The sequence below is a fragment of the Paenibacillus rhizophilus genome (genome assembly GCF_003854965.1).
GTDB classification, from domain to species: Bacteria; Bacillota; Bacilli; order Paenibacillales; family Paenibacillaceae; genus Paenibacillus_AQ; species Paenibacillus_AQ rhizophilus.
In genome coordinates, this window is record NZ_RQPI01000013.1 from 1 (window position 1) to 17,106 (window position 17,106).

At 52.6% G+C, this 17,106-nt stretch carries 21 protein-coding genes and 1 rRNA gene; 2 read left to right on the top strand and 20 right to left on the bottom strand.

The annotated features are described in order from the left end of the window. A 16S ribosomal RNA gene (locus EH198_RS18470) occupies positions 1–63 on the bottom strand; the annotation flags it as partial. Between the two features lie 404 nt (positions 64–467). Further along, positions 468–1,340, bottom strand: a complete 873-nt coding sequence (locus tag EH198_RS18475) for a nucleotidyltransferase-like protein (protein WP_185702970.1) — start codon at positions 1,338–1,340, stop codon at positions 468–470. Between the two features lie 141 nt (positions 1,341–1,481). Between EH198_RS18475 and EH198_RS18480 the strand changes: the two genes are divergently transcribed. Beyond that, positions 1,482–1,847: a DUF2614 family zinc ribbon-containing protein gene (locus tag EH198_RS18480; protein ID WP_124697004.1), complete on the top strand. Its 366-nt coding sequence runs from the start codon at positions 1,482–1,484 to the stop codon at positions 1,845–1,847. A 102-nt stretch (positions 1,848–1,949) separates the two neighbouring features. Here EH198_RS18480 and EH198_RS18485 read toward each other — a convergent pair whose 3' ends face one another. The 18 genes from EH198_RS18485 to uptA form a co-directional block, all read right to left on the bottom strand. After that, positions 1,950–3,662, bottom strand: coding sequence for a glycosyl hydrolase family 18 protein (locus EH198_RS18485; RefSeq protein ID WP_124697005.1), 1,713 nt, complete (start codon positions 3,660–3,662; stop codon positions 1,950–1,952). A 183-nt stretch (positions 3,663–3,845) separates the two neighbouring features. After that, on the bottom strand, positions 3,846–4,277 hold the full coding sequence (perR, locus tag EH198_RS18490; RefSeq protein WP_124697006.1) for a peroxide-responsive transcriptional repressor PerR: 432 nt from the start codon (positions 4,275–4,277) through the stop codon (positions 3,846–3,848). Between the two features lie 131 nt (positions 4,278–4,408). After that, a complete protein-coding gene (locus tag EH198_RS18495; RefSeq protein WP_246014426.1) occupies positions 4,409–6,331 on the bottom strand; it encodes a DUF4097 family beta strand repeat-containing protein in 1,923 nt (640 codons plus the stop codon). Between the two features lie 35 nt (positions 6,332–6,366). After that, positions 6,367–6,837, bottom strand: a complete 471-nt coding sequence (locus EH198_RS18500; protein ID WP_124697007.1) for a GNAT family N-acetyltransferase — start codon at positions 6,835–6,837, stop codon at positions 6,367–6,369. An 84-nt stretch (positions 6,838–6,921) separates the two neighbouring features. Next, a complete protein-coding gene (gene gatB / locus EH198_RS18505) occupies positions 6,922–8,361 on the bottom strand; it encodes an Asp-tRNA(Asn)/Glu-tRNA(Gln) amidotransferase subunit GatB (protein ID WP_124697008.1) in 1,440 nt (479 codons plus the stop codon). A gap of 29 nt (positions 8,362–8,390) precedes the next feature. Next, a complete protein-coding gene (gene gatA, locus EH198_RS18510) occupies positions 8,391–9,848 on the bottom strand; it encodes an Asp-tRNA(Asn)/Glu-tRNA(Gln) amidotransferase subunit GatA (protein ID WP_124697009.1) in 1,458 nt (485 codons plus the stop codon). A gap of 25 nt (positions 9,849–9,873) precedes the next feature. Then, complete coding sequence (gene gatC / locus EH198_RS18515) at positions 9,874–10,161, bottom strand: Asp-tRNA(Asn)/Glu-tRNA(Gln) amidotransferase subunit GatC (RefSeq protein WP_124697010.1); 288 nt, start codon at positions 10,159–10,161, stop codon at positions 9,874–9,876. Between the two features lie 384 nt (positions 10,162–10,545). Further along, positions 10,546–10,929 carry an ATPase gene (locus EH198_RS18520; RefSeq protein ID WP_124697011.1) on the bottom strand — a complete coding sequence of 128 codons (384 nt, stop codon included), beginning with the start codon at positions 10,927–10,929 and terminating at the stop codon, positions 10,546–10,548. Positions 10,930–11,082: 153 nt separating this feature from the next. Further along, entirely contained in the window at positions 11,083–11,865 is a 783-nt protein-coding gene (locus tag EH198_RS18525; protein WP_124697012.1) for an ABC transporter permease subunit, read from the bottom strand. Continuing rightward, entirely contained in the window at positions 11,862–12,782 is a 921-nt protein-coding gene (locus tag EH198_RS18530; protein ID WP_124697013.1) for an ABC transporter ATP-binding protein, read from the bottom strand. The genes EH198_RS18525 and EH198_RS18530 overlap by 4 nt, the downstream gene beginning before the upstream one ends. Beyond that, positions 12,782–12,970, bottom strand: coding sequence for a PLD nuclease N-terminal domain-containing protein (locus tag EH198_RS18535; protein ID WP_124697014.1), 189 nt, complete (start codon positions 12,968–12,970; stop codon positions 12,782–12,784). The genes EH198_RS18530 and EH198_RS18535 overlap by 1 nt, the downstream gene beginning before the upstream one ends. 21 nt (positions 12,971–12,991) lie before the next feature. Continuing rightward, complete coding sequence (locus EH198_RS18540; RefSeq protein ID WP_124697015.1) at positions 12,992–13,234, bottom strand: hypothetical protein; 243 nt, start codon at positions 13,232–13,234, stop codon at positions 12,992–12,994. Then, a complete protein-coding gene (locus EH198_RS18545; protein WP_124697016.1) occupies positions 13,231–13,638 on the bottom strand; it encodes a YxlC family protein in 408 nt (135 codons plus the stop codon). The genes EH198_RS18540 and EH198_RS18545 overlap by 4 nt, the downstream gene beginning before the upstream one ends. Continuing rightward, positions 13,631–14,161, bottom strand: coding sequence for an RNA polymerase sigma factor SigY (gene sigY, locus EH198_RS18550; RefSeq protein ID WP_124697017.1), 531 nt, complete (start codon positions 14,159–14,161; stop codon positions 13,631–13,633). Before sigY ends, EH198_RS18545 begins: the two co-directional genes overlap by 8 nt. A gap of 78 nt (positions 14,162–14,239) precedes the next feature. Continuing rightward, positions 14,240–14,554: a hypothetical protein gene (locus EH198_RS18555; RefSeq protein WP_124697018.1), complete on the bottom strand. Its 315-nt coding sequence runs from the start codon at positions 14,552–14,554 to the stop codon at positions 14,240–14,242. Positions 14,555–14,778: 224 nt separating this feature from the next. Next, positions 14,779–15,405, bottom strand: a complete 627-nt coding sequence (locus tag EH198_RS18560; protein ID WP_124697019.1) for an MBL fold metallo-hydrolase — start codon at positions 15,403–15,405, stop codon at positions 14,779–14,781. A 4-nt stretch (positions 15,406–15,409) separates the two neighbouring features. Then, entirely contained in the window at positions 15,410–15,976 is a 567-nt protein-coding gene (locus tag EH198_RS18565) for a thioredoxin family protein (RefSeq protein ID WP_124697020.1), read from the bottom strand. Next, positions 15,973–16,590 carry an undecaprenyl phosphate transporter UptA gene (gene uptA / locus EH198_RS18570; protein WP_124697021.1) on the bottom strand — a complete coding sequence of 206 codons (618 nt, stop codon included), beginning with the start codon at positions 16,588–16,590 and terminating at the stop codon, positions 15,973–15,975. The genes EH198_RS18565 and uptA overlap by 4 nt, the downstream gene beginning before the upstream one ends. Before the next feature lie 237 nt (positions 16,591–16,827). On the opposite strand from uptA, the gene EH198_RS18575 reads away from it, so the two are divergent. Then, entirely contained in the window at positions 16,828–17,106 is a 279-nt protein-coding gene (locus EH198_RS18575; protein WP_124697022.1) for an autorepressor SdpR family transcription factor, read from the top strand.

A 17,106-nucleotide genomic window follows, 5' to 3' on the forward strand; every position in this document is an offset into this window, starting at 1 on the left:
GACTTGCATGTATTAGGCACGCCGCCAGCGTTCGTCCTGAGCCAGGATCAAACTCTCCAATAAAGTATTGAAAGAGCGATTCGCTCATTTTGAAACATCTGACGAGAATTTGCATTCTCTTCATTTTAGAACTCGCTAGAAGCGAATTCCCACTCACTCGTTGTTCAGTTTTCAAAGATCAATTTCTCTCTCAGTGCATCGCCGCGTCTCTTGCAGCGACCTTTATAATATATCACGCCGACTCCGTTTTAGTCAACCTTTTTTTTGGAATCAATTTTTCAATTGCTTTGCAAAAGGTTTTCGCCTCCAGAGGGACGAGTTATAATTTATCACATGAACGAGCCGACAGTCAACCATAAAATATTGTTATTAATATCCTCGCCTTCTCCATGGATACAATAAAAAAAAGAGAGCGCTTCGCCTCTCCAGTTCATAAAAAACTTCATATTTAAGATCATGGCAATATATTATAAAGTGTATCGTATCGGATACCTGCCGCCCGCATCGGCCCATGACGCCATTTCTTTAATCAGTGCGCGGGATGCCAGCTTGCGAAGGACAAACGGCAGTTCCGCTTCCACATCTTTGAGTCCAGGAAAGCAGAGAAGCTCCTCTATGCTGCTTGGCTCGTTGCGGTCTCTTAGCAAGTCAAGAAGCCATTTGCAGCAGTCGCCCATTTTGGACATGAGGGAGAACTCGCAAGCAAGCTGAACGAGCTGAATTCTTTGTTCCATCGTTTCGCCGCTGATTGTCAATTCCTCGTACAGCTTATAAACAGAGTTGTTTAGATTCTTCACCTGCTCCCATACTGCGGGCATCGGATAGTGTCCAGCCTCGCTGACTTCCATCCGAGCCCAATGATACAGAGCAACCAGAATACAATTGTACGAATCCATATAACAGCCGGCCTGCAAGTAACGCTTTGACTTCACATGCATATGCAGAAACCGGGCAAATTCCACGAATAGCACCCGTTCTCTGAGAGGCTGTTCAAAGCGAATCACTTCATGGCGGAAACGCTCCAGAATCCCTTGGGGATCCCAAAGGATTTCGCCTTCCAGCAGGCAGGTAACTCGCTCGTTATTGTCTCCTGTTATAATGGAACGCTCCAGCATTGAAAGCCCGACGCGGAGAGTCTGGGTCCGAAATTCGCCTGCAATCATGTGATCAATAAGCCGGTTCTCTTCCCCGTTCTCATGGAGAATCATTACAACTCTATCGAAATCGTGAAGAAGAGCGCTCTGAAAAGGAGCATTCCCTTGGGATCCCAAAGCAATCACTCCCAGGGCATTCACGTCAAAAATATCTCCATTTAATAATGTCAGATTGGATAATTCCATATCGTCCTCCATCAAATTTGGCGATTTTGCGTCAATTCAGTTATAATTCTTTTATCTTATAATCTTAATCTATTAATTCTACATATCCATTTCAGTTCCTTCTGGACGACCGAACTATATTTAAGCTGGGAGAAAATACTCATGATCTTTAAATCCGCCAAGATTAACGCTTTTCGTACCTGGGGCCTGCTGCTGACAATGCTCGGAATGGGGCTTATGATACTAGGGACAGCGGGCATTGTGTTCTGGGGCCAGACAGGTAAAATCGTCGCCGGAATCGGTCTTGTGATCGGCTTGGTTTCCATGATGGTAAGTCTTGCGATTTATTTTTGGGCCGGTATGCTCTCTACAAGCGCTGTTCAAGTGGAATGTCCCGAGTGCCGCAAGCTGACCAAAATGCTCGGAAAAACGGACCGCTGCATGTTCTGCCATACGATTCTTACCCTTGACCCTGAGCTGGCGACCATTACCTCCGAACAGGTTAAAAATAAGCAGGTTAAGCGATGACCTATTGTCGGACACAGAAAAAAACGGCAGCAAAAAAGAGGCTCTCCATCGGAGAGGCCTCTTTTTTACTATGCATGATTGTATAAATGCTGTTCAGCAACATTATTGATGGATTCCGCCAAGTGTTTCCCAAGCCGCCTTATCCGCAAAGCTGCGGTTCCAAGAGGCAATCCCCCCCAACTTCAAAGACTTGGCAAGCTTCACTCTAGACTGCAACGAAACTTTGTCCTCGATCCATATTTTGCGGAGAACTCCGTCTTCCTTATATTCCACATAGTTTTGTCCTGTATCTTTGGAAAGGACGGGTTTCAGCTTCTTGGAACGGATGATATCGGCGACGGCTTCCATTCCAACCGCCTTGGAGCTTACTTTCGTTTTTCCTTCAACCTTCTGTTCCGTCCAAATGCGAGTATACAGAGGAACGCCTAAAACAAGCTTGCGGGCTGGCACAGCATCCTCTTCCAGAATGCGCTCCATAGAGTTCTGCGACCAGGAAAGCGATGCCACCGACCCGGCTTCAGGACTGGATGCCCAATGCTCATCATATGCCATAACGATTATAAAATCGGCCAAGGCTCCCAGCGCGCGCCGGTCGAGAAAGAGCGACCACATTTCGCTGTTCGACTTGGGAGTGACGTCGATAGAAAGAATGAGATTTTTCGCTTGGGCCATCGGCTTTAGCTCTCGCATAAATTGCGTTACACTGCCGCCATCCTTCGTGTATACATTTTCAAAATCGATATTAATGCCGTCGAGATTGTAAAGGTCGCAGTATTCCAGCATCTGTACGATCGTCCTCATCCGCTTTTCATAGGTGGATAACGCTTGGGCGGTCAAGTCGGGATCGAAGCTGTTGCTTAGCAATCCCCACACTTCCATTCCCTGACCGTGTGCCCATGTCACATAAGCCTGGTCGGCTTGGCTGCGCACATTACCTTCGCCGTCTACAATTTTGAACCAGGTAGGACTCACGACATTTACGCCTGTGAGCTTGCCGATGGAAGCAGGATTTGGGTTACGGTTATACACGGCTTCCCAGGTGAGATTCACGGCTTTACCATCCCAGCTACGTTCGGCCCGGGTTGGAGCGGATGTTTTCTTTTTCACCGTCTTTCTCCCGGTCACCGCCAGCTCCGCCGATTTTATATAACCCGCGTATCCGGAGTCCATTTGAACGTACAGCCAATCTTCCTGACTGCTCCAGATTCTCACTTTGGTCCCAGCCTTCATTTTGGTCAGAGAGGGTGCATGAATCGTCGCCTCGGTGCGCAGCGCGGCTTTATTCTTCTGCACTTGTCCCAGCGGTACCGTTTCGCCGGCAGTCATGATCAGAACCGCTCCCGTTTCCGCATTCTCCTGTACATCAAGACTGTACAAGTTTTTAAGCGTCTCGGCCGGCAAATAAGTTATCCCGCCTCTCTCTTCGGGAGCCAGCCGAAGCTGAATCGGCTTATTGTTGAGGCTGGCTGCCTTCTTGTCCGCCTGCATATATAAAAGCTTGCTGTCCGTCGTAAGAATAACCGACTTCGTCCCTGATTCATACCGAATAGAGGAGTCTACAGCTTTCTGCAAAAGCGGAAGCGGAAGCAGCAGGCTCTCTCCGGAGCCCGAGGCGGAATAGCCGGTATATTTGCCCTTGATGAAAATCGGCTTGTCCGTCCCTTTCCATTCCGGGTCTACCTGAAGGGGATTTGGCAGTACGTAAAAGATTACCGCATAAGCTGCAGCCGCAATAATAAGCAGACCTGCCAGCCTGCGAAGAAGCCCTCTTCGCCTGCCGGCGCGTCCGCGTCCATATTTCTGTCTTTTGTTCAAAATAAATCCTCCATACCTTGCTGAATTTAAACTGAGGGAAATGCTGCCATAAAAAGAAAACGTGGGGCATCCGCTATATTTTCGGACTCCGCACGTTGTCAATGCTTTCAGGCAAAGGCGTCCACTGTCCTTTCAAGGGGCGGCGGAGTCTTACACCATACTATATTCAGTTTCGATTTATGATTAATGCTGTTTGTTCGAGCAGCATCCGCAAATGCCGTACAGTTCCATGCGCAATCCATTCACCTTGAAACCGGTAGCCTTCTCCGCCTCACGCTCAACCTCATGCAGTGAAGGATAACTAAAATCCTCGATTTTGCCGCACTTCTGGCATATGATGTGGTAATGGTCGGTTACATTGGCATCGAAGCGGCTGGAATTGTCGCCGTACGTCAGCTCGCGGACCATTCCCGCTTCCATAAACATCTTGAGATTATTGTACACGGTGGCAACGCTCATGCTTGGAAATTTCGGCTCCAGCGCACGGTAAATCTCATCTGCGGTAGGATGATTCATCGATTCTATCAAGTAGGTCAAAATCGCATGACGCTGTGGCGTAATACGGACACCCGTCGTCTTCAGTTGTTCCAATGCGTGCTGTACGCCGCTTCCCATTCCTGTCACCGCCTTCACATCTGAGTCATGAGTAAATAAACGTTATTGTATTTATTGTAAGACCGGTTCTTTATTATTGTCAACGTGATCAGTTAATTATATTGATTATTATCTGATAAAAATTAGTTTATTCAATTTTTCCTCACATTTAAGTTGCTGTTTCCCTCAACATCCACCTTGAATTCGCCGGTGCCTATTTTGCCGGAGACCGTTTTTTTGTCGATGACCAGTTCGGTGAAGTCCGTAACGATGTCTCCGTAGCCGCTGGAACCATTTATAGAATAATTCCCCTCCGCCGGCAAAAACAGATTGATATCGCCAACCGCGCTGTAAATATTCCAGTCCGCCTGTACATAAGGTGAACGGATATCGATGATTCCATTGAGAGACTGCGCATTCAATACCGATCTGGCTCCGTTAACTTCAACGTTGCCGTTCTTGGTGGAGACCTCGATATCGGCCCCGCTTCGTTCGGCGCTGATATTGCCGACAGCCGTTGAGAGCTTCAGTCTTCCTGAAACATCCCAGGCCCGAATATCGCCTCCGCTCGTGACAAAATCCACATCTCCCTGTATTTCTCTGACTCTGACGTCACCGTTGTGGGTCTTTCCTTTGATATTGCCGAAAACCTTGTGCAAAATAATCGGTCCATTGCCGGTTTCAAGATTGATGTCTTGAATCGCCTCCGTATTTTGCAGGGTGATGCCGCCATTCATTGTCGTGATATCCAGATTGAAACGCCGGCTGTCCGGAACGGCGATGTCCAAATCCATACGCGGCTGGCGCTTGCCCGATTCACCGTAGGCCTTGCCCTTGGTCGCAAGCTTTATGGTGGCTCCTTCGGAAACTTCGATAAACGACTGGTCCGATACGGCTTCCGCTCTTGCTCCATTCAACTGGTCGACCCATACGGTGGCGGTAACTTCAATATCGTCAATCGGACTGCGGTGTACGACTATGTCTCCGTTAATCGCATCAACAGTCAGCTTGGCGGACCGCAGCTCCACCGGCACCTTCAGTACGGGCTTCTGAAGTTTGCTGCCCTTTGCTTCTCCGTAATCGACGGCTGCCGCCGTTAAATTGAGACTGACCTTATTCCATAGATGCAGATAATGCTCCTGCTCAGAGACGATAAATACACTGGCGCCAAGCAGGATGGCGGGCAAAAGGCCCCGAAAATCAAGACGGAATCCCGGACCGGCTCCGGCTCGCCGGGGACGCCGCGCCAAACCGTAAATCAACAGATATTCCACGCCCCATATGACCGGCACAGCTGGCCACCATTTCAGCAGCAGCAGCATATCGTCGGTTTCCCTCAGCCAGTCCCGGAACAGCAGGATGCCGACTCCAACCAGCAGGAGAGACGCGGTGAAGCGTCCGATCCGGCGTTCTCTCCGTCCTTGCCGGGGCATGAGCTTAATGCCGAATTCCCTTGCTGCAAAAATCACTCCGCCGGCAATCAAGAGCGTTCCCACGGCCGCGCCAGCATAATGCTCAATAAAGTACCGAAGCCAGGCTGGTCTTTGCCGGAAGAGAAACAACGTGATACCTCCCAGCAGCAGGAGCAGTCCGAATGAAATACCCGGTTCGCTGATAAAACGCCGGCGACGAGGCTGAACGGAATCCGTATAGTGTTCCGCAGACACGGGCATTTTCCGGAGACGAACAATCCGGTCCGCCGATTGAAGGGCATCATATACATTGTAGAAATAGACAGCGGGAATAAGCAGGGCCAGCAAAATGAGAAGAGGAACATTGATCTGCATGCCGATGGAGGAGAAGTACAGCAGCGCCGCAATGTCCAGGACAATCACAAACAGAAAGGATACCCCTTTCCGAAGAAGGCCCAAATATAAATGACCAGCCCCAGGTATAACGGCCGACAGCAGACCGGCAATGAACTTGCGCTTGGCGGGCTGCCGCTTGGTCCGGGGAGGAATCACTTCTGCGCTGTCTCTCTCTTCCTCAAGCTCTGCCCGATTGTCGCCGCGTTCCGTTATGAGTAAAGACTCCCGCTTCTCCATCGACAACGCCGTACGCGGATCATCTTTCATTTGGACCTTCTCTCCTTTCTCGTGTAATTGCCGGATCAACGTTTGCCGCTCCGGTTAAATTCGATCAGTTGGATACCGGGAGCTACTTCCGCGGAAGAAACGGGAACAAAGCCATGTTTGCGGTATAAAGAGACCGCCGGCGTATTCTTTTTACCCGTGGACACGATAAAACGCTCCTTGTCCGGATAAAGTGCGAATACATGCTCCAGCAGCCGCCCGGCAATTCCTTGGCGAAAATGATCTGGACTGACCATCATGCGCGTAACCGTCAGGCTCTCCGGATGCTCTTCTTCCACGGCTACGGCACCGGACAATTCCCCCTCTTCACTTAGGCAGCCGTAAAAATCCTCGCCGCAGCTTCTTAACGTATCCCGTGTCTCCAGCAGTGGAGGTATAGAATCAAACCCGATCAACTCCGCCTCCAGGCGATAGGCTTTATGCTGAAGGCTCCACAGGCTTCTCAAGGTATCTTCGTCCTGCAGGTCCAGCTTCACTATTTTGATCATATCGGGTATCTCCTTATATATTGCCGAAGGCCTGCCGCTGCCGACAAGCCTCCAGTATTAATTACCCATTTATTGTATCTTATGTTAACTATTCAATACTTCTGCCAGGAGCTTGTTGACAAGTCCCGGATTGGCCTTGCCCTTGCTTTCCTTCATAACTTGTCCGACAAGGAAGCCGATTGCTTTTTGTTTGCCGGCTTTATAGTCATCCACCGATTGCGGGTTGGCCGCCACGACCGCTTCCACGATCCCCTTGATCGCACCCTCGTCGCTGATCTGCACAAGACCCTTCTCTTCCACAATCTGCGCCGGAAGCTTGCCGGTTTCAAGCATCTCTTTGAACACCGTTTTGGCAATTTTGCTGCTGATGGTGCCCTTCTCGATCAATCCGATCATTTCGCCAAGCCCCTGCGGTGTAATCTTCGCCTCAGACAGCTCAAGATTGTTTCCGTTCAGAAAAGCAAGCAGATCGCCCATAATCCAGTTGGCGACGGCTTTGGCATCTCCGGTGTAGTTCAGGCTTCCTTCAAAAAAGTCGGCGAGCGGCTTGGAGGCCGTAATTACTCCGGCATCGTAAGCGGGCAGGCCATATTCCTCGCTGTAACGGGCACGCCGCGCATCCGGAAGCTCGGGAATGGAAGAACGAACGGCTTCTCTCCAAGCGTCGTCGATATGCAGAACGATAAGATCCGGATCGGGAAAATACCGGTAGTCATGCGCTTCTTCCTTGCCCCGCATGGTAAGTGTCTTGCCCTGGGCGTCATCCCAGCGCCGGGTCTCCTGCTCGACCTCGCCGCCGCCGTCAAGAATTTCCGCCTGGCGGTACTCTTCATACTCCAGACCGCGCAGCACGCCGCGGAAAGAGTTCATGTTCTTCAGTTCTGCGCGGATGCCGAATTCCTCTTGGCCGATGGGCCGCAGGCTGATGTTCGCATCGCAGCGCATGGAGCCTTCTTCCATCTTGACGTCGGAAACGTCGCAGTACTGCATAATGGCGCGAATCTTCTCCAGATAAGCCCGCGCCTCTTCCGGCGAGCGCAGATCGGGTTCGGAGACGATTTCGATCAGCGGAGTTCCCACCCGGTTAAAGTCGACGAGCGAGGCAAAGCCGCCGTCCACATGCGTCAGCTTCCCGGCATCCTCTTCCAGATGCAGCCGGGTAATGCCGATTCGCTTCGTTTCGCCGTTCACTTCGATATCAATCCATCCGTTCAGGCCGATCGGCTGATCAAACTGCGAAATCTGATAAGCCTTCGGCGAATCGGGATAAAAGTAGTTCTTGCGGTCAAACTTGCTGACATCGCCAACCGTGCAGTTCAGCGCCATGGCGGCTTTCATTGCATAATCTACAGCCTGGCGGTTCAGCACGGGCAGTACGCCGGGATGGCCCAGGCATACGGGGCAGGTGTGCGTATTGGGCGGCGCTCCGAATTCCGTGGAGCAGCCGCAGAAAATTTTGGACTTGGTATGAAGCTCGACGTGAACCTCGAGGCCAATGACTGTTTCATACTTGGATGATGGCATGATATTCTCTTTCCCTCCTTATGGACCGTTTACAGCTGCGGACGCTGCTTGTGATGATCGGTATGCTGTTCATAGGCGTGCGCGACGCGCAGCACCGTGCTTTCATCGAATTCTTTGCCGATAATCTGCAGCCCGACAGGCAGTCCTTCGGCAAAACCGCAAGGAATGCTGACTGCTGGGATGCCGGCAAGATTGACCGGGATTGTCAAAATATCGTTCAAGTACATTGTAAGCGGGTCCTCGGTCTGGGAGCCGAGCTTGAATGCCGTCGTAGGCGCGGTCGGACCGATAACCACATCGTACTTCTTAAATACTTCATCAAAATCCTGCTTGATCAGCGTTCGCACTTTCTGTGCCTTCAAATAATAGGCATCGTAGTAGCCCGAGCTGAGCGCATAGGTTCCGAGCATAATCCGGCGCTTCACTTCCGGGCCAAAACCATGGCTGCGCGAGTTGTGATACAGATCGAGCAAACCGCCGCCCTCGTCGACACGAACGCCGTAGCGCACCCCGTCGAAGCGGGCCAGATTGGAGGAAGCCTCCGAGGAAGCGAGCAGATAATAGGTCGCTACCGCATACTCGGTATGCGGGAGGGAAACCTCTTCCCAAACCGCCCCGAGATCTTCCAGCACTTTAAGCGCAGACAGCACCGTCTCGCGGACGGAAGCGTCGACGCCTTCGCCGATGTATTCCTTCGGCACGGCAATGCGCAGGCCTTTGATATCGCCGGTAAGGGCGCTCAAATAGTCAGGAATGTCGACCTTGGCGGACGTGGAATCCTGGGCGTCATAGCCGGCAATAGCCTGCAGTACATAGGCGGAGTCCTCAACGGTCCGCGTCAGCGGTCCGATCTGGTCAAGCGAGGACGCGAACGCCACGAGGCCGTAGCGGGAGACGAGCCCGTAGGTCGGCTTCAGGCCGACAACGCCGCAGTAAGAAGCGGGCTGGCGGATCGAGCCGCCGGTGTCGGAGCCGAGGGCAAAGAATACCTCGCCCGCAGCCACCGCCGCAGCGGAGCCGCCGCTGGAACCGCCGGGCACGCGTTCCAAATCCCAGGGATTGCGGACCGCTCCGTAAGCGGAGTTCTCGTTCGAGCCGCCCATGGCGAACTCGTCCATATTCAGCTTGCCGATCGTCACGGCATCCGCCTGGCGCAGCTTGGCGGCAACGGTAGCGTCGTAAATCGGCTGATAATTATCCAGAAAACGGCTCGCGCAGGTCGTGCGCAGCCCTTTGGTCACAATGTTGTCCTTAATGCCCGCAGGCAGCCCGAACAGCAGGCCTCTTGCCGCTCCGGAGGCCAGCTTGTCATCCAGTTGACGGGCCGCCGCGCGGGCGCCTTCTTCATTAAGCGTCAGGAAAGCGTGCACATCGCCATCCACCCGTGCAATTGCCGACAGGGACTCCTCGGTCAGCTCGCTGGCCGAGATTTGCGAGGCATGCAGCATATTATGTAATTCAGACAACCGATATTGAAACAGGCTCAAAATGTCATCTCCCTACCTATTCAGATTATTCCAAAACCGCCGGCACTTTAAATTGTCCATCCTCTTCCTCCGGCGCGTTCAGCATCGCGTCCTCAACGGAAAGACTCTCCTTCACGACATCCTCGCGCATGACATTGCTGACATGCAGCACATGTGTCGTCGGCTGGACGCCTTCCGTATCCAGTCCGCCCAATTTCTCCGCATATTGTAAAATGGCGTTCATCTGCTCCGTAAACATAGCCTCTTCTTCCGGGCTTAAATGCAGGCGGGCCAGCCGGGCCACATGCTGCACATCCTTGATGGTAATGCTCATATTGAGTATCCCTCCTGTTTAAAGGGCTAAAGCGCCCGGATAACGTTACTAATTATATTGTAGAAACGTGGACAATTCAATGCGGTTGTGCTCCGCAGGATGCAGGGAATATACACCTGTTAAAACCTATGGGAACGGACGAAAACAAGAAAAGCACCGATCGGGTGCTTTTGTAAAAAGCTGCCGGAGTCCCTCTTAAGCCGAGTTCTCCCTTGGCAGCAGTTATTATAATATCGGGAAGCTTAAGCTTTCCGATATCCAAGAAGAAACGCTGCGCCTTCCTTTAAGGAGAGGCCCCGTTTCCCGTCGAAATATAAGGAAAAGGATAAGCGCGAGGCTTATACTTTCTTATATTTTGAAAAAACCGGCTTGCGCCGGCTTTCCTTAAATCCAGGCCCGAAGATTCACCTGTTTGATGAATTCCGCCTGGGACATGTTTTCCTTGAGACTAGTCTCTATATCTTCCGCCTGCTCGGCCTCACCGTTCATCAATTGATAAAACAACTTCTCGTTGTGCGTGGACAAGGCATAATCGATCAATGCCTCTCGCGTAGTTCTCTCCGCTTCCTCAACCAGCAGATCCGCTTCCGTCTCGACGTCTTCCGCCGTGACGTAGAAGTTCCGGTTGGCCTGAGGGATGCGAATGACATAATCAAACGCATTATCAGGATTGCGGTCGTAAGCGATCACGTATCCGTAATCCCCGATAGGAAGATTCTGCTCGAAAGCGTCCGCGACAATGACAACCTTTTCTCCTAAACGCAGCATCGCCCTACCTCCTGAGCCAATATCTTTCGTGTTGTGCTTTTTCACAGTCTACTAAAAAATGATAGACCTGTCTACAGGAAGAAACGGCGCAAAATTGAAAATATACTCAAAAATATGAAATTGAAAAAAAGTTGTTACATTTTCGGCGAAGGACTAAAATCGCGGCAGTTTATTGCGTCCAAACGATAGCGAGGCGCCCAAAAAGCAAAGAACAATGAGCGCAATACCCGACAGTACCGGGAAAATCCAAACGGCCGGAGCGGCGGTCTGCTGCGTGAGCGCCTGCGCGGACAGCTGCGGCAGAGCGGCAGGCGACCAGTTCAGCGGCCGGGGCAGCAAAGAGTGCAGCAGCGCCAAACCTGCCGCGGCCGCGAGCGACAAAAAGGCCGCGGCCGGAGCGCGGAGGCAGGCGCTGAACAGGAGCGTAAGCGAGACAGCGCACATCAGCCATAATCCGTACAGGGCCGACGCGGCCAGCACCGCGCTCCAGGAAAGGCTGCCGATTAACCGAATGGTATAATAGCCTGCGAATGCGGCTCCAAGCCCCAAAGACAGAGCGAGTAAAGTCAGCTGCGCCAGCCATTTGGCGGAAGCGGCCGCAAATGGAGTCAGCGGCCTGGCCAGCACCAGCTCCGCGGCTCCTCCCTCCCGCTCGCCGGCAAAGCTGTTCATCGCCGAAAGCGCGAGCACCAGCAGGCCTACCGTGCCGTACTGCCCGATCGACTTGGCCATGACTTCCCCCGCTCCCGGCATCTCGTACAATTCCAGCATCCCCGGGGGCACATCGCCCGACATTCTCAAAATCTCAGGCATATAATAGGCCGATATCGGCTGCATCATGCCAAGGATGATAAACACGACCGGTATCCACAGCAGCTTGTAGCTGCGGACCGCCTCCAGCATTTCTTTCCTGTAAAAAATCAAAGCGTTTCTCATACTCCCACCGCTTCCATAAATACGTCTTCCAGAGACAGGGAACCCGCTTCGAAGCGCATCAGCGGAATTCCGCGATCGGCCGCTTCCCGGAGAATCGCGGACCTTGCCGCCTCCATGTCTTCAACCTTAAGAAATACGGAGCCGTCTCCTTCCATGCGGCTCTCGTGAATATAAGAACGGGTATTCAGTGTTTCAAGCCACAGCAGAGCTTCCTTCCGCTGTTCCACGCGCAGGGTAATGACCGGCCGATTATATTTTGCTCGAAGGGAAGACAGCGACCCCTGCTCGGCAATGACTCCATGATTCATCATAATAATGTCGTCACAGACCTCTTCGGCATCATGCAGCACATGCGTTGAAAAAATAACGCTGGTCTCCCTGCCGATTTCACGCAGCAGTTCCATAATCTCGCGGCGGCCGATCGGATCAAGCGCCGATACCGGTTCATCCAGCAGCAGGAGGCGCGGGGCGTGTACAAGCGCCTGCGCAAGCCCCAGACGCTGCTTCATGCCTCCGGAGTAACCGCCGATCCGCCGCTTTGCGGCGTCTTTAAGCCCCATCCGCTCAAGCATGGCCTCTGCCCGGCCCGCTGCCTCCTTCCTGCCCATACCGCTAAGTCTTGAAGCGAAGAGGAGATACTCTTCCCCGGTCATCCAGTTATAGAAAGAGGGGGATTGGGGAAGATAACCAATCTGCTTGCGGTAATCCTTCCCAATTAACTTACCCTCGAATAAAATTCTGCCACGGCTTGGGTTTAACAGGCCCGCAAGCATGCGCAGCGTGGTCGTCTTGCCGGCGCCATTGGGGCCAAGCAGGGCGACGCAGCGCCCCTGCTCCATGTTAAAGCTGATTCCGTCCACGGAAGGTTGCCCGTTAAAAACCTTGTGAAGTCCCGAAACTTGAAGCAGCGACGGCATTATTCTTTCCTCCCAATCGTAAAATAGGCAAGGCTGCCGAGCAGATTGCCGAGCAGAATAATGATTGCCCACATCCACTTCGGCCCGCGCACACTGCGCGCTCTGACCAGGGAGACCAGTCCGATGACGGCCAGCAATCCCTGCAGCGCAAAGAGAGGCCACAACAATGACAAATCGATTGTCTTCATATGGTATTCCACCCTTGGCATTTATTTTCTAATCTTCTCATCCTTTTCCGCGATTTCTTTCCGTTTCCGGCGGTGTTCGGGAAATACAACAAGCAGCAGGTAGAGAACCGTCGGTAATGGGAACGTTGTCATTCCCCACAACCCCCAGAACCAGTGCCACCTCCCCCGGGCGCGGGCGTCACGAAACAACAGCGCGCCCTGGGTCATCAGCACCGCCGCGAGTACGGCCCAAGCCCATAGAGGCATACTGGATTGCTCTTTCATCTCCGTTCACCGCGCCCTTTCCGCCCGGGACGCATTGCCGCCGCTATAATTCCTGCGATAGGAACAAGCCCCTGAACCGTCCAATACACCGGCGGCGCCGAAGTGATCGCGAGCAGGGAGAACCCGAGAATAAACAGGGAGACAAGCCAAAACAGCAGCCATTCCCGCAGCGCCCGGCGGCGATGTCTTTCGGATGCGGCAATAAGCCTGGCCTGCAGCATGCCTAGCGGAGGCGGTCCGGCTTCATCGTCGTAAGCGCGGTCCAGCCGTTCCAAGCCCGCTAAAAGCTCCGGCAGCGCAATTTCCGCCGACACCGGCCCTTCCTCAGCCTTCAGCCGGCCTTCCTTATCCGGCGCATCCCCCGGCTTGCGGCCGTTATCCGGACCGGTCATGTCGTTAGTCATCCATTTTCATCTCCTCTCGCAGCTGCTTCAGTCCATACGCCGCGCGCGACTTGGCCGTCCCTTCAGGGATTCCCAGAATTTTGCCGATCTCCCCATAGCTGTAGCCGTAGTAATGCTTGAGCAGCAGTGCAATCCGCTGGGGAGAAGAAACGCGGGAAAGAGCGTCCAGCACATCGCTCCACTCTTCGCCTTTAGTCTCGAATTGCCAGCGGATCGACCGCATGCCCTGCTCCCGCCGAATCCACTCTTCTTCACGGCTGCGCCGCCTCAGCCTGTCGATATACAACCGGGTCGCTATCGTAATCATCCAGGATGAGAACGAGGACGAACCGTTGTATGAAGTCATCTTCTCCATGCATCTGACTATCGTATCCTGGGTGACGTCTTCCGCCAGCTGAGGGTCCATTGTTGCTTTTAACAAATACTTGTACAGAAAGGAATAATGATTCTGAAACAGCTGCGCCAGCGCAAGACGGTCACCATGCTGCGCCTGGCGGATCATTCCAAGTTCCTCGTCGCTCATCGGTTCTCCCGCCGTTTATTTTTTTCATATGTAATACGATTGGCCCGAAGAAATCGTTCAAAGGCTACCAAAAAAATTTTATAACTCATCTCTCCGGTGTTCCCACAGCCTGCGCCTCCAGGGCTGCCTTGCTCCTCTTCCCTCCGGGAAACTCCAGAACAAAGGAACGGCCCGCGCTGGCTGACCCGATTCGTCCTTGCGCATTCCGGATAAGCGTTCTGCAGTGCAGTGGTAGGCAGCCTCCTCCTCCCGGATCCTGCATCGCTCCATTCCCCTTGCCTCTTCATCTTGGGTGCCAATCCATTCGCTGTCGGTTCTTTCTTTCTCTCCGGCAGCTTCGATTCTATTATAATGATCCCCGCAATCGAGAAGATAGTGTATCCTGCTCTTCAACAAAAGCTCCTCCGTTCGCCTTTTACCTAAAAAGAAACGCCTAGACTGCGTCTGATCAAGACATAAGACAAAAAAAAGAACGCAAACCGGGATGATTCCACAGTCTGCGTGCTTCGCTAGGTAAATGTTACATTTAATTAACGTCATTGTAGCAAGTTTGTAGTCTGTTGTCCAGCCTATTTCTCGCTTTTTGTCGATTGCTACAGCATTGCTGCAGCCTTCGCTCAAGAGACATAAGGATTGTTGGCGCGCTCAAAGCCGATCCTCGTGCGGGGGCCATGCCCCGGATACACAGTCACATCGTCGTCCATCTTGAACAGCTTGCCCTGGATGGAGTCCAGCAGATCGCGTTCTCTTCCGCCCGGCAAATCCGTCCGTCCGACGCTCAGCCGGAACAGCACATCGCCGGAGAACAAGTCGCTTCCGCACAAAAAGCTTACGCTTCCCGGAGAATGCCCCGGGGTATGAAAGACGCGGAACGTATGGCCGATGAGTTCAAGGGTCTGGCCCTCGTCCAGATCGAACTCGGCGGGGTCCGTCGTAATCGGCGGCGATACGTTCGGCCACATAAGCGAGCCGTTCAACTTGGTGCTTGTCAGCCAATCGCTCTCCAAGGCATGAAGATATACCGGGCATTTCTTCAGCTTGCGGATCTCGTCGACGCCGCCGATATGATCAAAATGCGCATGCGTCAGCAGAATGGCCTCGATCTCCATGTCCTGAATGGCCCGCACAAGCGGAGCCGGGTTCATGCCGGGGTCGATAATGATTCCTTTGGCGGGGTCCGTTCCCGTCAATAGATAGGCGTTGGTCTGCAAAGGACCTAGATTAAAGCTTCGAATGTTCAGCATAGCGTTAAAAACCGGAAATCAGTTCGCGCAGTTCCTTGACGATCACTGCCTGATATTCCGTTCCCTCCCCATAAGCTTGGCCCATCGCCTTGCGGACCTCCGCGATTTTGGCTTCATAGTCCGGAGCCTCGCGGTCCGGATTCTCTCTTTTAAAATCATTCATCAGCGTCTGCACATGCTGGGGGCGCGGACCCCAATGTCCCAGCACATGACCGCCCGTATCCGCGATAATGACGATCGGCACCGCACGTCCGCCCATGGTCAGATAATCGTCCATCACATCCTGATTATCCTCCAGAATAAGCACTTCCGTCTTGAAGCCCGCAGTCTCCATAACCCGGAATACGGCAGGCACATTGCGGACGACGTCGCCGCACCAGTCGGCGGCCAAAATAAGCGAGCGCAGATCATCACGGTGGTTGAGGCTTTCAAAAAACTCCCGGTCGCTCTCGTCCTGCCAGGAAAAAGCTTCATACCATGATTCAAACGCCTGCTGGTTCTTCGTCATGCCCTCGACGAATTGACGGGGCGTCAGGCCCTGTCCGAATTTGGAGGCGAGATTTTGCTTCATGCCGCATTACCTCTTTTCTTTTTGGATTGGAGCCACTTGAACAGAAAATAAACCACAATGAGCGCGATGGCCCCGATGATGATTTCATGCGTATACGCGGAGGCCGTTTCATCAATATCCTTCCATTTTTCACCCAGACTCATGCCGAGATAAACAAACAAAGCGCTCCATGGAATGACAGCCAGCGTCGTCAGCACAATAAACCGCCAGATCGGCATACGCGAAATCCCCGCCGGGACCGAAATAGCATGCCGTACCACCGGAATAAACCGCGCCGTAAAAATAACGCCGGTGCCGTACTTCTCAAACCAGGCTTCCGCATGGTCGATATGATGCTTTTTGATTAAAATGTATTTGCCGTACCGCTCCAGCACCGGCCTGCCGCCGTAGCGTCCGATCCAGTACACGAAAATCTGAGCCACCACCCCGCCAATCGTACCGAATAAAACGGCCCCGAAGAAATTAATCTCTCCCAAATGAACCAAATAACCGCCGTAGGCCAGGACGATTTCGCTCGGTATGACTTCAATCATAAGTCCAATCATAATACCAATGTATCCCAAACTCTGAATCCATTCGAACAGCTGCGAGACCAGATCAGAAATGACATGCAACTTTCGTTCCTCCTCCCGTTTTTACTGAATGCTGTCAGTTTGCCCTATGTACAACCCCGGACCCTTGCTCGCATTCTTGTCTATGCAGTAGGTTTCTATTAGCCTATTCTAGCATAGGGATGCTTACGACTTCTAGTTCGGGCGAGAGAATGGAACTTCGGTCATTGACATAGCGGGTTGTCCTTGGCTATTATACATTTAAACAATTATCTAAATATCGAAAGGTTATTGAAAAAGATGAACGAATCCTTTAAAGCGCTGGCCGACCCTACCCGCCGGCAAATCATCCGTCTGCTGCGCGACAAGGACCGGACCGCAGGGGAAATCGCCGAATTTTTCAACATGTCCAAACCGAGCATTTCCCATCACCTGAACGCGCTTAAAACTGCGGGACTCGTGCAGGACGAGCGGCAGGGGCAGTTCATCCGCTACACGCTTAATACCACCGTTCTGGATGAGGTGCTAAGCTGGCTGCTGGAACTGACGGACGGCAATCGGGACAAAAAAGGGAAATAA

Bases quoted from the DNA above. Each gene is read 5' to 3' on its own strand.
- EH198_RS18475 (WP_185702970.1), bottom strand. From the start codon at position 1,340: ATGGAATTATCCAATCTGACATTATTAAATGGAGATATTTTTGACGTG.
- EH198_RS18480 (WP_124697004.1), top strand. From the start codon at position 1,482: ATGATCTTTAAATCCGCCAAGATTAACGCTTTTCGTACCTGGGGCCTG.
- perR (WP_124697006.1), bottom strand. From the start codon at position 4,277: ATGGGAAGCGGCGTACAGCACGCATTGGAACAACTGAAGACGACGGGT.
- EH198_RS18495 (WP_246014426.1), bottom strand. From the start codon at position 6,331: ATGAAAGATGATCCGCGTACGGCGTTGTCGATGGAGAAGCGGGAGTCT.
- EH198_RS18500 (WP_124697007.1), bottom strand. From the start codon at position 6,837: ATGATCAAAATAGTGAAGCTGGACCTGCAGGACGAAGATACCTTGAGA.
- gatB (WP_124697008.1), bottom strand. From the start codon at position 8,361: ATGCCATCATCCAAGTATGAAACAGTCATTGGCCTCGAGGTTCACGTC.
- gatC (WP_124697010.1), bottom strand. From the start codon at position 10,161: ATGAGCATTACCATCAAGGATGTGCAGCATGTGGCCCGGCTGGCCCGC.
- EH198_RS18520 (WP_124697011.1), bottom strand. From the start codon at position 10,929: ATGCTGCGTTTAGGAGAAAAGGTTGTCATTGTCGCGGACGCTTTCGAG.
- EH198_RS18525 (WP_124697012.1), bottom strand. From the start codon at position 11,865: ATGAGAAACGCTTTGATTTTTTACAGGAAAGAAATGCTGGAGGCGGTC.
- EH198_RS18530 (WP_124697013.1), bottom strand. From the start codon at position 12,782: ATGCCGTCGCTGCTTCAAGTTTCGGGACTTCACAAGGTTTTTAACGGG.
- EH198_RS18535 (WP_124697014.1), bottom strand. From the start codon at position 12,970: ATGAAGACAATCGATTTGTCATTGTTGTGGCCTCTCTTTGCGCTGCAG.
- EH198_RS18540 (WP_124697015.1), bottom strand. From the start codon at position 13,234: ATGAAAGAGCAATCCAGTATGCCTCTATGGGCTTGGGCCGTACTCGCG.
- EH198_RS18545 (WP_124697016.1), bottom strand. From the start codon at position 13,638: ATGACTAACGACATGACCGGTCCGGATAACGGCCGCAAGCCGGGGGAT.
- sigY (WP_124697017.1), bottom strand. From the start codon at position 14,161: ATGAGCGACGAGGAACTTGGAATGATCCGCCAGGCGCAGCATGGTGAC.
- EH198_RS18560 (WP_124697019.1), bottom strand. From the start codon at position 15,405: ATGCTGAACATTCGAAGCTTTAATCTAGGTCCTTTGCAGACCAACGCC.
- EH198_RS18565 (WP_124697020.1), bottom strand. From the start codon at position 15,976: ATGAAGCAAAATCTCGCCTCCAAATTCGGACAGGGCCTGACGCCCCGT.
- EH198_RS18575 (WP_124697022.1), top strand. From the start codon at position 16,828: ATGAACGAATCCTTTAAAGCGCTGGCCGACCCTACCCGCCGGCAAATC.